Raw genomic sequence first — 14621 nt, 5'->3', positions numbered from 1 at the left:
CATGGCCGATCAGGTTTCAGCCGTCGATGACGTGCTCTCCGAGTACCAGGGCATCGAGGCGCAGATGGCCGACCCCGAGGTGATCGGGGATCAGGCGCAGTTCCGCAAGCTCTCCAAGCGCTACACGCAGCTTCAGCCCATCGTCAAGGTGGCCACGGACTTAGAGGGCGTGCGCGCGGACCTGGAGGACGCCCGCGAGATGGCCCGCGAGGACCGCGAGTTTCAGGCCGAGGCCGAGCGCCTGGCGGAGGCCGAGGTGGAGCTGGAGGAGAAGCTCGCGGACCTGCTGGCCCCGCGCGACCCACACGACGCCGACGACATCATCATGGAGATCAAGGCCGGCGCGGGCGGCGAGGAGGCCGCGCTGTTCGCGGGCGACCTCGTGCGCATGTACGAGAAGTACGCGGACAAGCACGACTTCACCTACGAGGTGCTGGGCGTGGCGGAGTCCGACCTCGGCGGGGTCAAGGACATGACCTTGTCCATCCGGGCGAAGAACCCCTCGCGCGACGGCGCGTGGAGCGTGTTTAAGTTCGAGGGCGGGGTACACCGCGTGCAGCGCGTGCCCGTCACGGAGTCCCAGGGGCGCATCCAGACCTCCGCCGCGGGCGTGCTCGTCTACCCCGAGCCCGACGAGGTGGAGCAGGTGGAGATCGACGACAAGGACATCCGGGTGGACGTGTACCGCTCCTCAGGCAAGGGCGGGCAGGGCGTGAACACCACGGACTCCGCCGTGCGCATCACCCACCTGCCCACGGGCCTGGTGGTGACCTGCCAGAAGGAGCGCTCCCAGATCCAGAACAAGGCGCGCGCCATGCAGGTGCTGGCCGCGCGCCTGCAGCAGATGAAGGAGGACGAGGCCGAGGCGCAGGCCGCCGAGGGGCGCGCCAAGCAGGTGCGCACCATGGACCGCTCCGAGCGCATCCGCACCTACAACTGGCCGGAGAACCGCATCTCCGACCACCGCATCGGGTTTAAGGCCAACAACCTCGACCAGGTGCTCGACGGCAACCTGGACGACCTCTTCACCGCGCTGCAGGCGGCCGAGCGGGCCGAGCGCCTCGAGGCCGAATGACCCTGCGCGAGGACATCGCCCGCGCCCGCGACGCCCTGGCGCGCGCGGGGGTGCCCAGCCCCGAGGTGGACGCCCGCGAGCTGGCGGCCCACCTGCTGGGCTGCTCGCCCCTGGAGGTCACCCTGCGCGGCGGCGAGACCCCGGAGGGCTACGCGGAGCTGGTCGCCCGCCGGGCGCAGCGGGAGCCGCTGCAGCACATCCTGGGGCGGGCGGCCTTCGGACCGCTGGACCTGGCGGTGGGGCCGGGGGTGTTTATTCCCCGGCCGGAGACCGAGGTGCTGGCGGACTGGGCGGTGCGCCGGCTCCGGGGCGTGGAGAACCCCCTGGTGATCGACCTGTGCACCGGCTCCGGGGCGCTGGCGGCCTACGTGGCGCACCAGCGCCGCGACGCCACGGTGGTGGCCGTGGAGCGCAGCGCGGAGGCGGCCGCGTGGGCGCGCCGCAACCTGGACCCCCTGGGCGTGGAGCTGCGCCTGGGCGACGCCACCGATCCCGCCCTGCTGGCCGACCTTAAGGGGCGGGCGGACCTGGTGGTGAGCAACCCGCCCTACGTCCCGGAGAGCGGGGACCTCCCGGCGGAGGTGTACCACGACCCGCACGAGGCGGTCTTTGCCGGGGCGGACGGCATGAGCGTGATCGACCGCCTCATAGACCCCGCCGCGGCCCTGCTGCGCCCCGGGGGCTTCCTGGGCATCGAGCACGACGACGCCACGGCGCGGGCGGTGGCGCGGCGGGTGCAGCGGTGCCCCCTGCTCGGGGCGCCCAGCCCGCTGCGCGACCTCTCGGGTAGGGAGCGCTTCGTGATAGCGAGTAAGCTGAGCTACTGATTCCACACCGCCACAACCGGAAGGGGGCAGCCTCATGGGGGCCGTCGTTAGTTGCATGGACGCCCGCACGCGCTCGAGCGTGATCGCCGCAGCGGCCCGGAGCGCGCGGGAGGGCAGGCTCGTGGTGCTGCCCACGGACACCCTCTACGGCATCGGGGCGGACGCCTTCAACAACGACGCCGTGGCGGCCCTGCTGGCGGCCAAGCGCCGGGGCCCGGACCACCCGGTGCCGGTGCTGGTGGGCTCTTGGGACACCACGGCGGGCCTGGTGGCCTCGATGACGGACACCCTGCGCACCCTGGTGGAGGCGTTCTGGCCCGGCGGGCTCTCCCTCGTGGTGCCGCAGGCCCCCTCGCTGCCCTGGAACCTCGGGGACACCAACGGCACCGTCATGGTGCGCATGCCCAATCACCCGGTGGCGCTGCAACTGCTGCGCGAGGTCGGGCCGATGGCGGTCTCCTCCGCGAACCTCCACGGGCACCAGCCGCCCACCACGGCGGGCGAGGCGCAGCGCCAGCTCGGGGAGGCGGTGGATACCTACCTCGACGCGGGGCGGGCCACGGTGGGCGAGCCCTCCACCATCGTGGACCTCACCGGGGCCGCGCCGCGCATCCTGCGCGAGGGGGCGATCGGCGCCGAGCGGATCGCGGAAGTGCTGGGGCTGGACCCGGACGAGGTGCGCGGGCGCGACCCCGAGGGAGCGGCCTAGATGGGGGTCGGCGCGGAGGGCATGCCGCTGCGCGAGCTGGGCCTGGTGGTCCTGGTGGCGGCGGCCGTCTCCTTCCTGAGCACCGGCGCCGTGCGCTACCTGGTGCTGCGCTCGGGGCGGGTGGCCGAGGTCCGCGCCCGGGACGTCCACGCGCAGCCCACCCCCAGCCTGGGCGGGGTGGCGATGTTCACCGGCTTTTTGTCCGCGGTGCTGGTGGCCAACCAGCTCCCCGCGCTCACCCGGGGCTTCATGCCGGTGACCCCGGAGATGAACGCGGTGGTGTGGGCCGGGGCGGTGATCGTCATGGTGGGCATCGTGGACGACCTCTACGAGCTGGACGCGCTGACCAAGCTCGTCGGCCAGCTCCTCGGCGCCGTGGTGATGAGCCTTTTGGGGCTGTCCTGGACGCTGCTCTACCTCCCGGTGGGGGAGGGAACCACCGTGGTGCTCGATCAGGTCCAGTCCACGGTCTTGACCGTTTTCCTCACGGTGCTGCTGGTCAACGCCGTGAACTTCGTGGACGGGCTCGACGGCCTGGCCGCCGGGCTGGGGATGATCGCGGGCGGGGCCATCCTGCTGTTCTCCCTGACCGTGCTCCACGACCAGGGCGGGGCGGTGTCCGCCTACCCGCCCGCCATCATCGCGGCGGGGCTGGTGGGCATCTGCGCGGGCTTCCTGCCGCACAACTTCGAGCCCTCCCGCATCTTCATGGGGGACTCCGGCTCCATGCTCATCGGCCTGCTCCTGGCGGCGGCCTCGACCTCGGCCTCCGGCAAGATCAACATGTCCCTCTACGGCGCGGTGGACGTGGTGGCCCTGATGAGCCCGCTGATCGTGGTGCTCGCGGCGGTGTTCGTGCCCGTGCTGGACCTGGTCATGGCGGTGGTGCGCCGCCTGTCCAAGGGGCGCTCGCCCTTCTCCGCGGACCGCCTCCACCTGCACCACCGGCTGCTCTCCCTCGGGCACACGCACCGGCGCACGGTCCTGGTGCTGTACCTGTGGGTCTCCGTGGTCGCCTTCGGCGCGGTGTCCTTCTCCGTGGTGCCGCCCGCGGCGGCGCTGGCGGGCACGGTGGTGGCCCTCCTGATCGCCGCCGCCTGCACCGCCGTGCCCCTGCGGTGGGGGCGCCGCGCCCGCCGGGGCGGCGGCGCGGGAGGGCTCACGCGCGGTGGGTAGACTCGTGCCCCGTGAGTGATGTGCGAGAAGAAAACTTTGACGATCCCCGCCGCCCCCTGCTGCGGGCCCTGCGGCTGGGGAGCCTGGCCCTGCTGGTGATCACCGTGGTCTCCCTGGCGCTGTGGGGCGCGGTGGCGGGCCTCCCGGGGATCTGGGGCGTGCTGGTGGGGGCCGCCGTGGGCGGGGGATTCGTCCTGATGACGGCGGCCAGCGTGCTGCTGACCGCCCGCACCTCGCCGCAGACCACCGGGGCGGTGGTGCTCGGCGGGTGGCTGCTCAAGCTGGTGGTGGTGCTGCTGGTGATGTGGGGCATCTCCGGGCTGGACTTCTACGACCGCTGGGCGCTGCTGGTCACCGTGGTGCTGGTGCTCGTGGTGGTGCTGGCCAGCGAGACCTGGGGCGTGATTACCTCGCGGGTCACCTACGTGGAGTCCTAACGGGACCTCGGCGCCCGGGGGAATCGGGGCGGACCTTCGCCGGGGCGCGGCACCGGGGGGCTGGCGTGTGCGGCGTGGGCGCCAGGCCGAACTGGGGGCGGGGGAGTCGGCAGGGCGGCGGTAGGGCTGCGGTAGGACGGTGACGGGGGTATGCAGGGGAGTCGGGCGGGCGGGGCGCGGCGATCCGTGGCTCACCCAAAAACGGGGGTGAAGCCGGATAAGGGATTGGTCCCAACACCTGATACTATGTAGCCCGGGTAACCCGGTCATCGTTTTCTCGGTGGTTCTTGCCGCTCGGGATACGGGGCCGTTCCCGGTTGCCCCTGGTTTCGTACCGTAGACGTGCGACGGAGTCCACGGCGGAGCCAGTGAGCATGTAAGACGTCCATCGCACCGTAGGAGTCTGCCTCCCTACGGCCCGAACACGGGAGAGATCGCTGAGCGTTACAACTTTGGCCTTTAAAGGCGAGTTTCACCCGCCTTCACTGGATCACGAATTCTTCCCGGGGCATGCGAACGAGGACGGCGATGCCGTCAACATGTGGTTGACCGGCTTTGCCAACGACCTCTTCGCGCTAGACCGTCTGATGTTTATCCGCCTCCTGATGGCGGCTATCGTTGCACTCTTTTTCGTCATAGCCATGCGGAACCCCAAGCTGGTTCCGTCCGGGCTGCAGAACTTCGCGGAGATGTGCCTGGACTTCGTTCGGGTTCACATTGCCGAGGACATCCTGGGCAAGAAGGAGGGGCGTCGCTTCCTTCCCTTCATCGCCACGGTGTTTTTCCTCGTCTTTGCCATGAACCTGCCCGCGGTCATTCCGGGCCTGAACGTCTCGCCCAACGCCCGCATCGGCATGCCGCTGGTGCTGGCCGTCGCGGGCTACCTGGTGTTCATCTACGCGGGTGCGAAGCGCTACGGGTTCTTCAAGTTCGTGAAGTCCTCCGTGGTGATCCCGAACTTGCCTCCGCTCCTCCACGTGCTGGTGGTGCCGATCGAGTTCTTCTCCACCTTTGTCCTGCGTCCGGCCACGCTCACCATTCGTCTCATGGCGAACATGCTGGCCGGTCACATGATTCTCGTTCTGCTGTTCTCCGCCACGAACTTCTTCTTCTTCCAGTTCAACGGCTGGACGGCTATGTCGGCAGTGACCCTCGTTGCCGCCGTTGCATTTACGCTCTTCGAGCTACTGGTCATCTTCTTGCAGGCGTACATCTTCGCTCTGCTCTCGGCCGTGTACATCGAATTGTCGTTGCATGCAGATGAACACTGATCCTTATCGTCCCGATCAGGGACGGCCCTAACCCCATACACTTCTCGCTCGGCTGCGGAACCTACCTTGGATAGACACCCTCTGGGGCCGAGTAACACGAAAGGGAAAGACTAGAAATGCAAGACATCATCCTCGTTGCCGCTGACGAAGCCACCAAGGCCACGGGTTACGGCGCTATCGGCTACGGCCTGGCCGCCATCGGCCCCGGCATCGGTATCGGCATCCTCGTGGGCAAGGCCCTGGAGGGCATGGCCCGCCAGCCCGAGATGGCCGGCCAGCTCCGCACCACGATGTTCCTGGGTATCGCCTTCACCGAGGCCCTCGCCCTCATCGGCCTTGTTGCCGGCTTCATCCTGTAACAAGTCAGCCACGAAACGAAGGGTCATTTACAGATGACGGACGTATTAAGCGTTCTGGCGGCGGGAGATGACCGCGCGTTGCCGCTCTCCGAGGGCAACAACCCGATGCTGCCCATGCCGTATGACATCTTCTGGTCCGCCGTTTGCTTCCTTGTTGTCCTGGTGCTCTTCTGGAAGCTCGTTCTTCCGAAGTTCCAGGAGGTTCTGACCGAGCGCGAGGACAGGATTCAAGGTGGAATCCAGCGCGCGGAGGCCGCCCAGGCGGAGGCCAAGGCGGCGCTAGAGAAGTACAACGCCCAGCTTTCCGACGCCCGTGCGGAGGCCGCGGAGATCCGCGAGCAGGCCCGCGAGCGCGGCAAGCAGATCGAGGCGGAGCTGAAGGCCCAGGCCACGGAGGAGTCCAACCGCATCATCGAGTCCGGCGAGAAGCAGCTTCAGGCCTCCCGCCAGCAGGTGATCACGGAGCTGCGTCAGGAGATGGGGCAGAACTCCATCAACCTCGCGGAGAAGCTGCTTGGCGGCGAGCTCTCCGAGGCCACCAAGCGCTCGGGCACCATCGACTCCTTCCTGGCGGACCTCGACTCCGTTGTCCCGGCAGGAAAGTGAGCGATATGCACGCAGCGAGTCGCACAGCACTGGCAGAGGTAGCACGCAGCCTGGACGAGCAGATCTCCGGGTCCGTGGTCACGGCGGCCACCCTGGGCGCCGAGCTCTTTGACGCCGTCGAGTTCCTCGACGATCACCGGGGCCTGCGCGTGGCCGTGGCGGAGGCTTCCTCCACGCCGCAGCAGCGCCAGGGCCTGATCAGCGACGTCTTCGCGGGCAAGGTCTCCGAGCACACGCTAGCGGTGCTCAAGGAGGCCGCCGGCGCGCGCTGGTCTACCCCCCGGGAGTTCCGCACCGGCCTGGTGTCCCTGGGGCGTCGGTCCCTGCTGCGGGGCGCGGAGATTGAGGGCACGCTGGAGCAGGTGGAGGGCGAGCTGTTCCAGCTCAGCCGCCTGCTGGAGCGCCACCCGGAGCTGACGCAGTTGCTGTCGGAGCGCGCCGCTGCGCGTTCCCGGCAGCGCGGGCTGCTGGCCACCGTGCTCTACGGAAAGGTGAGCAAGTACACCGAGGCCCTGGCGCTGCAGGTGATTGGCCGCCCGGAGCACAACCCGATCGACGACATCGCGGCCCTGGCCACGGAGGCGGCGCGCCTGCGCGGCCGCATGGTGGCCAAGGTGACTGCGGCCGGCCCGCTGAGCGCGGAGCAGGAGCAGGCGCTGGCCCTCAAGCTCGGCCGCATCTACGGCCACGAGATGGATGTGTTTACCGAGGTGGACGAGTCCCTCCTCGGCGGCATGACCATCCGGGTGGGCGACGAGCGCATCGACGGCTCCACGGCCGGCAAGATTCGCAAGCTGCGCGCCCAGTTGGCGGGCTAAGCGGGTCCAGGACCAGAGAAAATTGACGATTTGCACGATTCAACCGAGAGCAGGAAGAACATGGCGGAGCTGACGATCTCCTCCGATGAGATTCGTAGCGCGATAGCGAACTACACCTCGAGCTTCTCCGCGGAGGCCTCCCGTGAGGAGGTCGGCGTGGTCATTTCCACGGCTGATGGCATTGCCCAGGTTTCGGGCCTGCCTTCCGCGATGACCAACGAGCTGCTTGAGTTCCCCGGCGGCGTGATTGGCGTCGCGCAGAACCTCGAGACCGATTCCATCGGCGTGGTGGTTCTGGGTAACTTCGAGTCGCTCAAGGAGGGCGACGAGGTCACCCGGACCGGCGAGGTCCTTTCCATTCCGGTCGGAGACGAGTTCCTCGGCCGCGTTATTAACCCCCTGGGTCACCCCATCGACGGCCTCGGCGCGATCAACGCCGAGGAGAACCGCGTGCTGGAGCTGCAGGCCCCCACGGTGCTGCAGCGCCAGCCCGTGGAGGAGCCGATGCAGACCGGCATCAAGGCCATCGACGCGATGACGCCGATCGGCCGCGGCCAGCGCCAGCTCATCATTGGCGACCGCAAGACCGGCAAGACGGCCGTCTGCATCGACACCATCTTGAACCAGAAGGCCAACTGGGAGTCCGGCGACAAGAACAAGCAGGTGCGCTGCATCTACGTGGCGGTGGGCCAGAAGGGCTCCACGATCGCCGCGGTGCGCCGCACCCTGGAGGAGAAGGGCGCGCTGGAGTACACCACCATCGTGGCGGCCCCGGCCTCCGACGCCGCTGGCTTCAAGTGGCTCGCCCCCTTCGCGGGCGCGGCGCTTGGCCAGCACTGGATGTACCAGGGCAACCACGTCCTGGTGATCTACGATGATCTGACCAAGCAGGCCGAGGCGTACCGCGCGATCTCGCTGCTGCTGCGTCGTCCCCCGGGACGCGAGGCCTACCCCGGCGACGTGTTCTACCTGCACTCTCGCCTCCTCGAGCGCGCCGCCAAGCTGTCGGATGACATGGGCGCGGGCTCCATGACGGCCCTGCCGATCATCGAGACGAAGGCGAACGACGTCTCCGCCTTCATTCCCACCAACGTGATCTCTATCACGGACGGCCAGGTGTTCCTGGAGTCCGACCTGTTCAACCAGGGCGTGCGCCCGGCCATCAACGTCGGCGTGTCCGTGTCCCGCGTGGGTGGCGCGGCGCAGACCAAGGGCATGAAGAAGGTGGCGGGCTCGCTGCGTCTGGACCTCGCGGCCTACCGCGACCTCGAGGCCTTCGCGACCTTCGCCTCCGACCTCGACGCCGCGTCCAAGGCGCAGCTCGAGCGCGGTCAGCGCCTGGTGGAGCTGCTGAAGCAGCCGGAGAGCTCCCCGCAGCCCGTGGAGTACCAGATGGTGTCCATCTGGCTGGCGGGCGAGGGTGTGTTCGACGTGGTCCCGGTGGCCGACGTCCGCCGCTTCGAGGTGGAGCTGCAGGAGTACCTGCAGGCCAACGCCCCGCAGGTGTTCGAGCAGATCCAGGGCGGCGCGGCGCTGAGCGACGAGTCCAAGCAGGCGCTGCTGGCGTCCGCCAAGGACTTCACGGCGTCGTTCCGCACCAGCGACGGCACCCCCGTGATCAACGAGCCGGAGGTGGACGCCCTGAATTCTTCCGAGGTGAAGAAGAACCAGCTCAACGTCTCCCGCTCCAAGACGGCGTAAGTACCGGAGATGATTCCGAATACCATGACCGTCATCAAGCAAGAAGGGAGGAGGGTGTTCCATGGCTAATCTTCGAGAACTGCGCGACCGCATCCGGTCCGTCAATTCCACCAAGAAGATCACCAAGGCCCAGGAGCTGATCGCCACCTCGCGCATCACCAAGGCGCAGGGTCGCGTGCAGGCCGCCGCGCCGTACGCGACGGAGATTCAGAGCGTGGTGGAGCGTCTCGCGTCCGCGAGCTCGCTCGATCACCCGATGCTCCGCAAGCGCGAAAACGGCAAGGTTGCGGCCGTCCTCGTGGTGACCTCGGATCGCGGCATGTGCGGTGGCTACAACCACAACGTGCTCAAGAAGGCGGCCGAGCTGACCCGCATGCTGGAGGACAGCGGCTACGAGGTCGTGCGCTTTGTCACGGGCACCAAGGGAATCGGCTACTACGACTTCCGCGGCGAGGCCGTGGCGGGCGCGTGGTCCGGGTTTTCCCAGGACCCGAGCTGGGACGCCACGCACGACGTGCGGCAGCACATCGTGCAGGGGTTCCTGGCGGGCTCCGAGGGCACCGCGGACACCCGCGAGGGCGTGGCCGATGCCCACGGCTTCGATCAGGTGCACGTGGTGTACACCGAGTTTGTGTCCATGCTGACGCAGACGGCGCGCGCACACCAGTTGCTGCCCATCGAGCCGGTCTTCGAGGACGTTCCCCTGGAAAAGGGCGAGGACCTTCTTTCCTCGGCGGGCCCGGCGGAGCCGGACTACGAGTTCGAGCCGGACCCGGACACCCTGCTGGAGGCGCTGCTGCCCAAGTACGTCTCCCGCAGCCTGTTTTCGATCTTCCTCGAAGCCGCCGCTGCGGAGTCGGCCTCGCGCCGCACCGCCATGAAGTCTGCTACTGACAACGCTACGGCGCTGGTCAATGACCTTTCCCGCGTGGCCAACCAGGCCCGTCAGGCGCAGATTACCCAGGAAATCACAGAGATCGTCGGTGGCGCTGGCGCGCTCGCCGAAAGCGGAGAAAGTGACTAATTATGAGTACAGCTCTCAGTGAGCACAATGCACAGCAGGCGACTACCGCCGGCCGTGTTGTGCGCGTCATCGGTGCTGTCGTCGACGTGGAGTTTCCGCGCGGCGAACTCCCGGCGCTGTACAACGCGCTGACGGTCGAGGTTGACCTCGAAGCGGTCGCCAAGACCATCACCCTCGAGGTGGCCCAGCACCTGGGCGATAACCTCGTGCGCACCATTTCCATGGCCCCCACCGACGGCCTGATCCGCGGCGCGGAGGTCAAGGACAGCGGCGCCCCCATCTCGGTGCCGGTGGGCGACGTGGTCAAGGGCCACGTCTTTAACGCCCTGGGCGACTGCCTGGATGCCCCGGAGATCAACAGCGACGCCTCCGTGGAGCGGTGGGGCATTCACCGCGATCCGCCCCCCTTCGACCAGCTGGAGGGCAAGACCGAGATCCTGGAGACGGGCATCAAGGTCATCGACCTGCTCACCCCGTACGTCAAGGGCGGCAAGATCGGCCTGTTCGGCGGCGCCGGCGTGGGCAAGACGGTGCTCATCCAGGAGATGATTACCCGTATCGCCCGCGAGTTCTCCGGCACCTCCGTGTTCGCCGGCGTGGGCGAGCGCACCCGTGAGGGGACGGACCTCTTCCTCGAGATGGAGGAGATGGGCGTGCTGCAGGATACGGCCCTCGTGTTCGGCCAGATGGACGAGCCGCCGGGAGTGCGTATGCGCGTGGCCCTGTCCGGCCTGACCATGGCGGAGTACTTCCGTGACGTGCAGCACCAGGACGTGCTGCTGTTCATCGATAACATCTTCCGCTTCACCCAGGCCGGCTCCGAGGTGTCCACGCTGCTGGGCCGCATGCCCTCGGCCGTGGGCTACCAGCCCACCCTGGCCGACGAGATGGGCGTGCTGCAGGAGCGCATTACCTCCACCAAGGGCAAGTCGATTACCTCGCTGCAGGCCGTGTACGTGCCCGCGGACGACTACACCGACCCCGCCCCGGCCACGACCTTCGCCCACCTCGACGCCACCACGGAGCTGGACCGCTCCATCGCGTCGAAGGGTATCTACCCGGCCGTGAACCCGCTGACCTCCACCTCTCGCATCCTCGAGCCCAGCATCGTGGGCGAGCGGCACTACGAGGTGGCCCAGCGCGTGATCAACATCCTGCAGAAGAACAAGGAGCTCCAGGACATCATCGCCATCCTCGGCATGGACGAGCTGTCCGAGGAGGACAAGATCACGGTGCAGCGCGCCCGCCGCATCCAGCGCTTCCTGGGCCAGAACTTCTTCGTGGCCCAGAAGTTCACCGGCGATCCGGGCTCCTACGTCCCGCTGACGGAGACGATCGACGCCTTCGAGCGGATCTGCAACGGCGAGTTCGATGCCTACCCCGAGCAGGCCTTCAGCAACCTGGGCGGTCTGGACGACGTCGAGGCCGCGTACAAGAAGCTGACGGAGAAGTAGGAGAGACATGGCTGTCATCACCGTAGAACTGGTCTCCGTGGAGAAGAAGCTGTGGCAGGGCGAGGCCAGCATCGTCACCGCCGAGACCACCGAGGGTGAGATCGGCGTGCTTCCCGGCCACGAGCCGATGCTCGGCCAGTTGGTGGAGAACGGCGTGGTGACCATCCGGCCCGTGGACGGGGACCGCCTCGTCGCGGCGGTGCAGGGTGGTTTTCTCTCCGTGTCGGCGGAGAAGGTCATTATCCTCGCCGACTACGCAGTGTGGGCCACCGACGTGGACGTTGCCGCCGCCGAGGCGGAGCTGGGCTCGCAGGAGGAGCTGAAGCGCACCCGCGCGGAGGCCGCCCTGAAGGCCCATCGTCGCCTGGCGCAGGCATAAGCCCGCCCCTCCCACCATCGTTGAAAAAGCCCTCCCTCGGGTTCGCCCGGGGGAGGGCTTTTTAGTACAATCCACCTCATATATTGGCTGCTTATGGCGCGAAAAGAGGTGTGTGCCGCGTGGATATCCTCGCCGTGTGGTTGATGGTGGCGCTCCTGGTCGGCGTGCTCGCGCTGCTGGGGGCCTGGCGCTTCTTCGGGCTGCGCTCGCGGGGAACCACCGTGGTGCTGCGCCGCCTGCCCGCCGCGGGAACCCACGGGTGGCGCCACGGGCTCATCCGCTACGAGGGGGAGGAACTGCGCTACTACAAGCTGCGCTCCCTCGCCCCGGTGGCGGACATCATCTTCGATCGTCAAGCCTTAAGCCTTGCCTCGCAGCGCGACCTCACCGCGCGCGAGGCTTCTTTTATGGCCGAGGGCATCCGCGTGCTGGAGCTGCGCCACGGCAACGAGTCCTGGGAGGTCGCGGCGGACTCCCGCACGGAGATGGCGCTGCGGGCGTGGCTGGAGTCCGCCCCGCACGAGCGCCAGCAGCGCCCGGATTATCGGGTGCTCAAGCGCCGCATTACCCACCTGCGGCAGCGGTGATCCCCTCCGATAGGGTGGGGGCATGCGTTTAGTTATCGCCCACTGCTCGGTGGATTACGTTGGCCGCCTCGACGCCCACCTGCCGCTGGCGGATCGCCTGCTGCTGGTCAAGGCGGACGGCTCCGTGAGCGTGCACGCGGACGACCGCGCCTACAAGCCGCTCAACTGGATGACCCCGCCGTGCACCCTGAGTGACATGCCCCTTGAGGGCGAGGACGGGGAGGAGACGGGCGCCCGGCTGTGGATCGTGGAGAACTCCAAGGGCGAGCAGCTTCGCATCACCATCGAGAAGATCCACCACGAGGCATCCTTCGACCTGGGGGAGGACCCCGGCCTGGTCAAGGACGGGGTGGAGGCCCACCTGCAGAAGCTCCTCGCGGAGCACATCGACACCCTGGGGGAGGGCTACAGCATGATCCGCCGGGAGTATCCCACGGCGATCGGCCCGGTGGACATCCTGTGCCGGGACGAGAACCAGGCCACGGTGGCGGTGGAGATCAAGCGCCGGGGCGGCATCGACGGGGTGGAGCAGCTCAGCCGCTACCTGGAGCTGCTCAACCGGGACTCGCTGCTGGCCCCGGTGCGCGGGATCTTTGCGGCCCAGGAGATCAAGCCCCAGGCCCGCACCCTGGCGGAGGATCGCGGCATCCGGTGCGTGGTGCTGGACTACCAGGAGCTGCGGGGCATCGAGAGCGACGAATTGCGGTTGTTCTAGTGCCCCGGCGTCGCGCGCGCCGCGCACACGGCCCCCGGAGCGGCGTTTCGCGCCGCGAGGAGCACCGGCCCCTGGGCGCGGTGTGGCAGGCCGCGCGGGTGGACGGCTACATGGTGCGGCCCATCACGGCGGAGCGGGCGGCCAAGGAGTACCGCTGCCCGGGCTGCCACCAGAGGATCCCGCCGCGCGTGGCCCACGTGGTGGCCTGGCCGGTGGAGGGCGGGGCCGAGGAGCGCCGCCACTGGCACCGGGCGTGCTTCGAGCGGCTGCGGTAGCGGCGTCGATAGTAGAGTGGTGCGCATGATCGTAGCCTTTTCTGTGGCTCCCACGCAGACCCCGGGGCGGGATGCGGAGATGGTCGACGCGGTGGCCGAGGCCGTGCGCGTGGTGCGGGAGTCCGGTTTGCCCAATGAAACGAATGCCATGTTCACCCTCGTCGAGGGAGAGTGGGACGAGGTGATGGCGGTGGTCAAGGCCGCCTCCGAGGCGGTGCTGGCGGTCTCCCCGCGGGTGTCGCTGGTGCTCAAGGCGGACATCCGCCCCGGGCATAAGGATCAGATGACGCGCAAGGTGCGGTCCGTGGAGGAACGCCTGAAAGGAGAGCGATAGATGACGGCCCCCGATAGGTTCATGTACGGAGCGGTGGATCTCAGCCAGGTCAAGGCGTCCGCCGAGGAGCGGGACACCCCGGCCGGGCAGATCCCGGCGCTCACGGAGGTCACGGCCGCGAACCTGGAGTCCGCCGTGCTCCGGCGCTCCACCCAGGTGCCGGTGGTGGTGCTGGTGGGCACCGCCCGCAGCCCGGAGTCCGAGCAGCTCAAGGCGGACCTGGAGGCCCTGGCCACGGAGTCGCGGCGCGGCTTCCTCGTGGGTTACGTGGACGCGGATCGCGCCCCGGAGGTGGCCCAGGTGTTCGGCGTCCAGGCCCTGCCCACGGTGGTGGCCGTGGCGGCGGGGCGCCCCGTGACCTCCTTCGAGGGCGGCCAGCCGCTCGAGGCCCTGCGCCAGTGGACGGACGCCCTGGTGGCCCAGGTGGGCGGGCAGCTCGCGGGCCTGGGCGAGGAGCCGGGGGACGCCGAGGCCACAGAGGCCACGGGGAACCCGGAGGAGCCCAGTGAGCTGGACTACGCCATCGCGCTGGCGGCCCGGGGGCAAGCCGAGCAGGCGGAGCAGCTCTTTGCCGCCCTGGCCCCGCAGGAGCCGCGCGCGGCGGCCTACCTGGACCTGCTGGCCCGCCTGCGGGAGGAGCCGGAGGACCCGCTGCGCGCGGCGGACGAGGCGATGCTTGCCGGGCGCGCCGAGGAGGCCTTCGACCACCTCCTCGGCCTGCTGCCCACCGAGCGTCGGGACGCCGCGCGCACGCGCCTGCTGGAGCTGTTCCGGCTGCGCGAGGCCTCCGATCCCGAGGTGGCCGCCGCGCGCACGAGGCTGGCCAGCGCGCTGTTTTAGCGTCGGTCACACGGGCGGGGCAACCTATGCAAAG

At 68.7% G+C, this 14621-nt stretch carries 18 protein-coding genes; all 18 read left to right on the top strand.

Annotated features, from left to right (window positions below):
• Nucleotide 1 precedes the first annotated feature (1 nt).
• The gene (prfA, locus tag B140_RS0107200) at nt 2-1075 is read left to right on the top strand and encodes a peptide chain release factor 1 (protein WP_018118684.1); all 1074 of its coding nucleotides are present in this window, start codon (nt 2-4) and stop codon (nt 1073-1075) included.
• The gene (prmC, locus tag B140_RS0107195; RefSeq protein ID WP_018118683.1) at nt 1072-1902 is read left to right on the top strand and encodes a peptide chain release factor N(5)-glutamine methyltransferase; all 831 of its coding nucleotides are present in this window, start codon (nt 1072-1074) and stop codon (nt 1900-1902) included. The genes prfA and prmC overlap by 4 nt, the downstream gene beginning before the upstream one ends.
• 34 nt (nt 1903-1936) lie before the next feature.
• On the top strand, nt 1937-2611 hold the full coding sequence (locus B140_RS0107190) for an L-threonylcarbamoyladenylate synthase (RefSeq protein ID WP_040426210.1): 675 nt from the start codon (nt 1937-1939) through the stop codon (nt 2609-2611).
• Nucleotides 2612-3787, top strand: a complete 1176-nt coding sequence (locus tag B140_RS0107185) for an MraY family glycosyltransferase (protein ID WP_018118681.1) — start codon at nt 2612-2614, stop codon at nt 3785-3787.
• 20 nt (nt 3788-3807) lie between these two features.
• A complete protein-coding gene (locus B140_RS0107180) occupies nt 3808-4224 on the top strand; it encodes a Cg1360 family ATP-synthase-associated protein (RefSeq protein WP_018118680.1) in 417 nt (138 codons plus the stop codon).
• A 452-nt stretch (nt 4225-4676) separates the two neighbouring features.
• Nucleotides 4677-5495, top strand: a complete 819-nt coding sequence (gene atpB / locus B140_RS0107175) for a F0F1 ATP synthase subunit A (RefSeq protein ID WP_026166111.1) — start codon at nt 4677-4679, stop codon at nt 5493-5495.
• A 116-nt stretch (nt 5496-5611) separates the two neighbouring features.
• A complete protein-coding gene (locus tag B140_RS0107170) occupies nt 5612-5854 on the top strand; it encodes an ATP synthase F0 subunit C (protein WP_018118678.1) in 243 nt (80 codons plus the stop codon).
• A 33-nt stretch (nt 5855-5887) separates the two neighbouring features.
• A complete protein-coding gene (locus B140_RS0107165; RefSeq protein ID WP_026166110.1) occupies nt 5888-6460 on the top strand; it encodes a F0F1 ATP synthase subunit B in 573 nt (190 codons plus the stop codon).
• Between the two features lie 5 nt (nt 6461-6465).
• The gene (locus tag B140_RS0107160) at nt 6466-7278 is read left to right on the top strand and encodes a F0F1 ATP synthase subunit delta (protein WP_026166109.1); all 813 of its coding nucleotides are present in this window, start codon (nt 6466-6468) and stop codon (nt 7276-7278) included.
• Between the two features lie 60 nt (nt 7279-7338).
• Nucleotides 7339-8979, top strand: coding sequence for a F0F1 ATP synthase subunit alpha (atpA, locus tag B140_RS0107155; protein ID WP_018118675.1), 1641 nt, complete (start codon nt 7339-7341; stop codon nt 8977-8979).
• Between the two features lie 61 nt (nt 8980-9040).
• A complete protein-coding gene (locus B140_RS0107150; protein ID WP_018118674.1) occupies nt 9041-10003 on the top strand; it encodes a F0F1 ATP synthase subunit gamma in 963 nt (320 codons plus the stop codon).
• Between the two features lie 2 nt (nt 10004-10005).
• The gene (atpD, locus tag B140_RS0107145; protein ID WP_026166108.1) at nt 10006-11457 is read left to right on the top strand and encodes a F0F1 ATP synthase subunit beta; all 1452 of its coding nucleotides are present in this window, start codon (nt 10006-10008) and stop codon (nt 11455-11457) included.
• Nucleotides 11458-11464: 7 nt separating this feature from the next.
• A complete protein-coding gene (locus B140_RS0107140; RefSeq protein WP_018118672.1) occupies nt 11465-11836 on the top strand; it encodes a F0F1 ATP synthase subunit epsilon in 372 nt (123 codons plus the stop codon).
• 119 nt (nt 11837-11955) lie between these two features.
• Nucleotides 11956-12423, top strand: coding sequence for a DUF2550 domain-containing protein (locus B140_RS0107135; protein ID WP_018118671.1), 468 nt, complete (start codon nt 11956-11958; stop codon nt 12421-12423).
• A 22-nt stretch (nt 12424-12445) separates the two neighbouring features.
• Nucleotides 12446-13138, top strand: coding sequence for an endonuclease NucS (gene nucS, locus B140_RS0107130; RefSeq protein WP_026166107.1), 693 nt, complete (start codon nt 12446-12448; stop codon nt 13136-13138).
• Entirely contained in the window at nt 13138-13413 is a 276-nt protein-coding gene (locus B140_RS12225) for a hypothetical protein (RefSeq protein WP_040426208.1), read from the top strand. Before nucS ends, B140_RS12225 begins: the two co-directional genes overlap by 1 nt.
• Before the next feature lie 25 nt (nt 13414-13438).
• Nucleotides 13439-13747: an MTH1187 family thiamine-binding protein gene (locus tag B140_RS0107120; protein WP_018118668.1), complete on the top strand. Its 309-nt coding sequence runs from the start codon at nt 13439-13441 to the stop codon at nt 13745-13747.
• Nucleotides 13748-14587: a tetratricopeptide repeat protein gene (locus B140_RS0107115; RefSeq protein WP_018118667.1), complete on the top strand. Its 840-nt coding sequence runs from the start codon at nt 13748-13750 to the stop codon at nt 14585-14587.
• Nucleotides 14588-14621 lie beyond the last annotated feature (34 nt).

Origin of the sequence: Corynebacterium mastitidis DSM 44356 (assembly GCF_000375365.1) — a bacterium.
Taxonomy (GTDB): domain Bacteria; phylum Actinomycetota; class Actinomycetes; order Mycobacteriales; family Mycobacteriaceae; genus Corynebacterium; species Corynebacterium mastitidis.
This window is presented reverse-complemented; position numbering and strand designations above follow the sequence as displayed.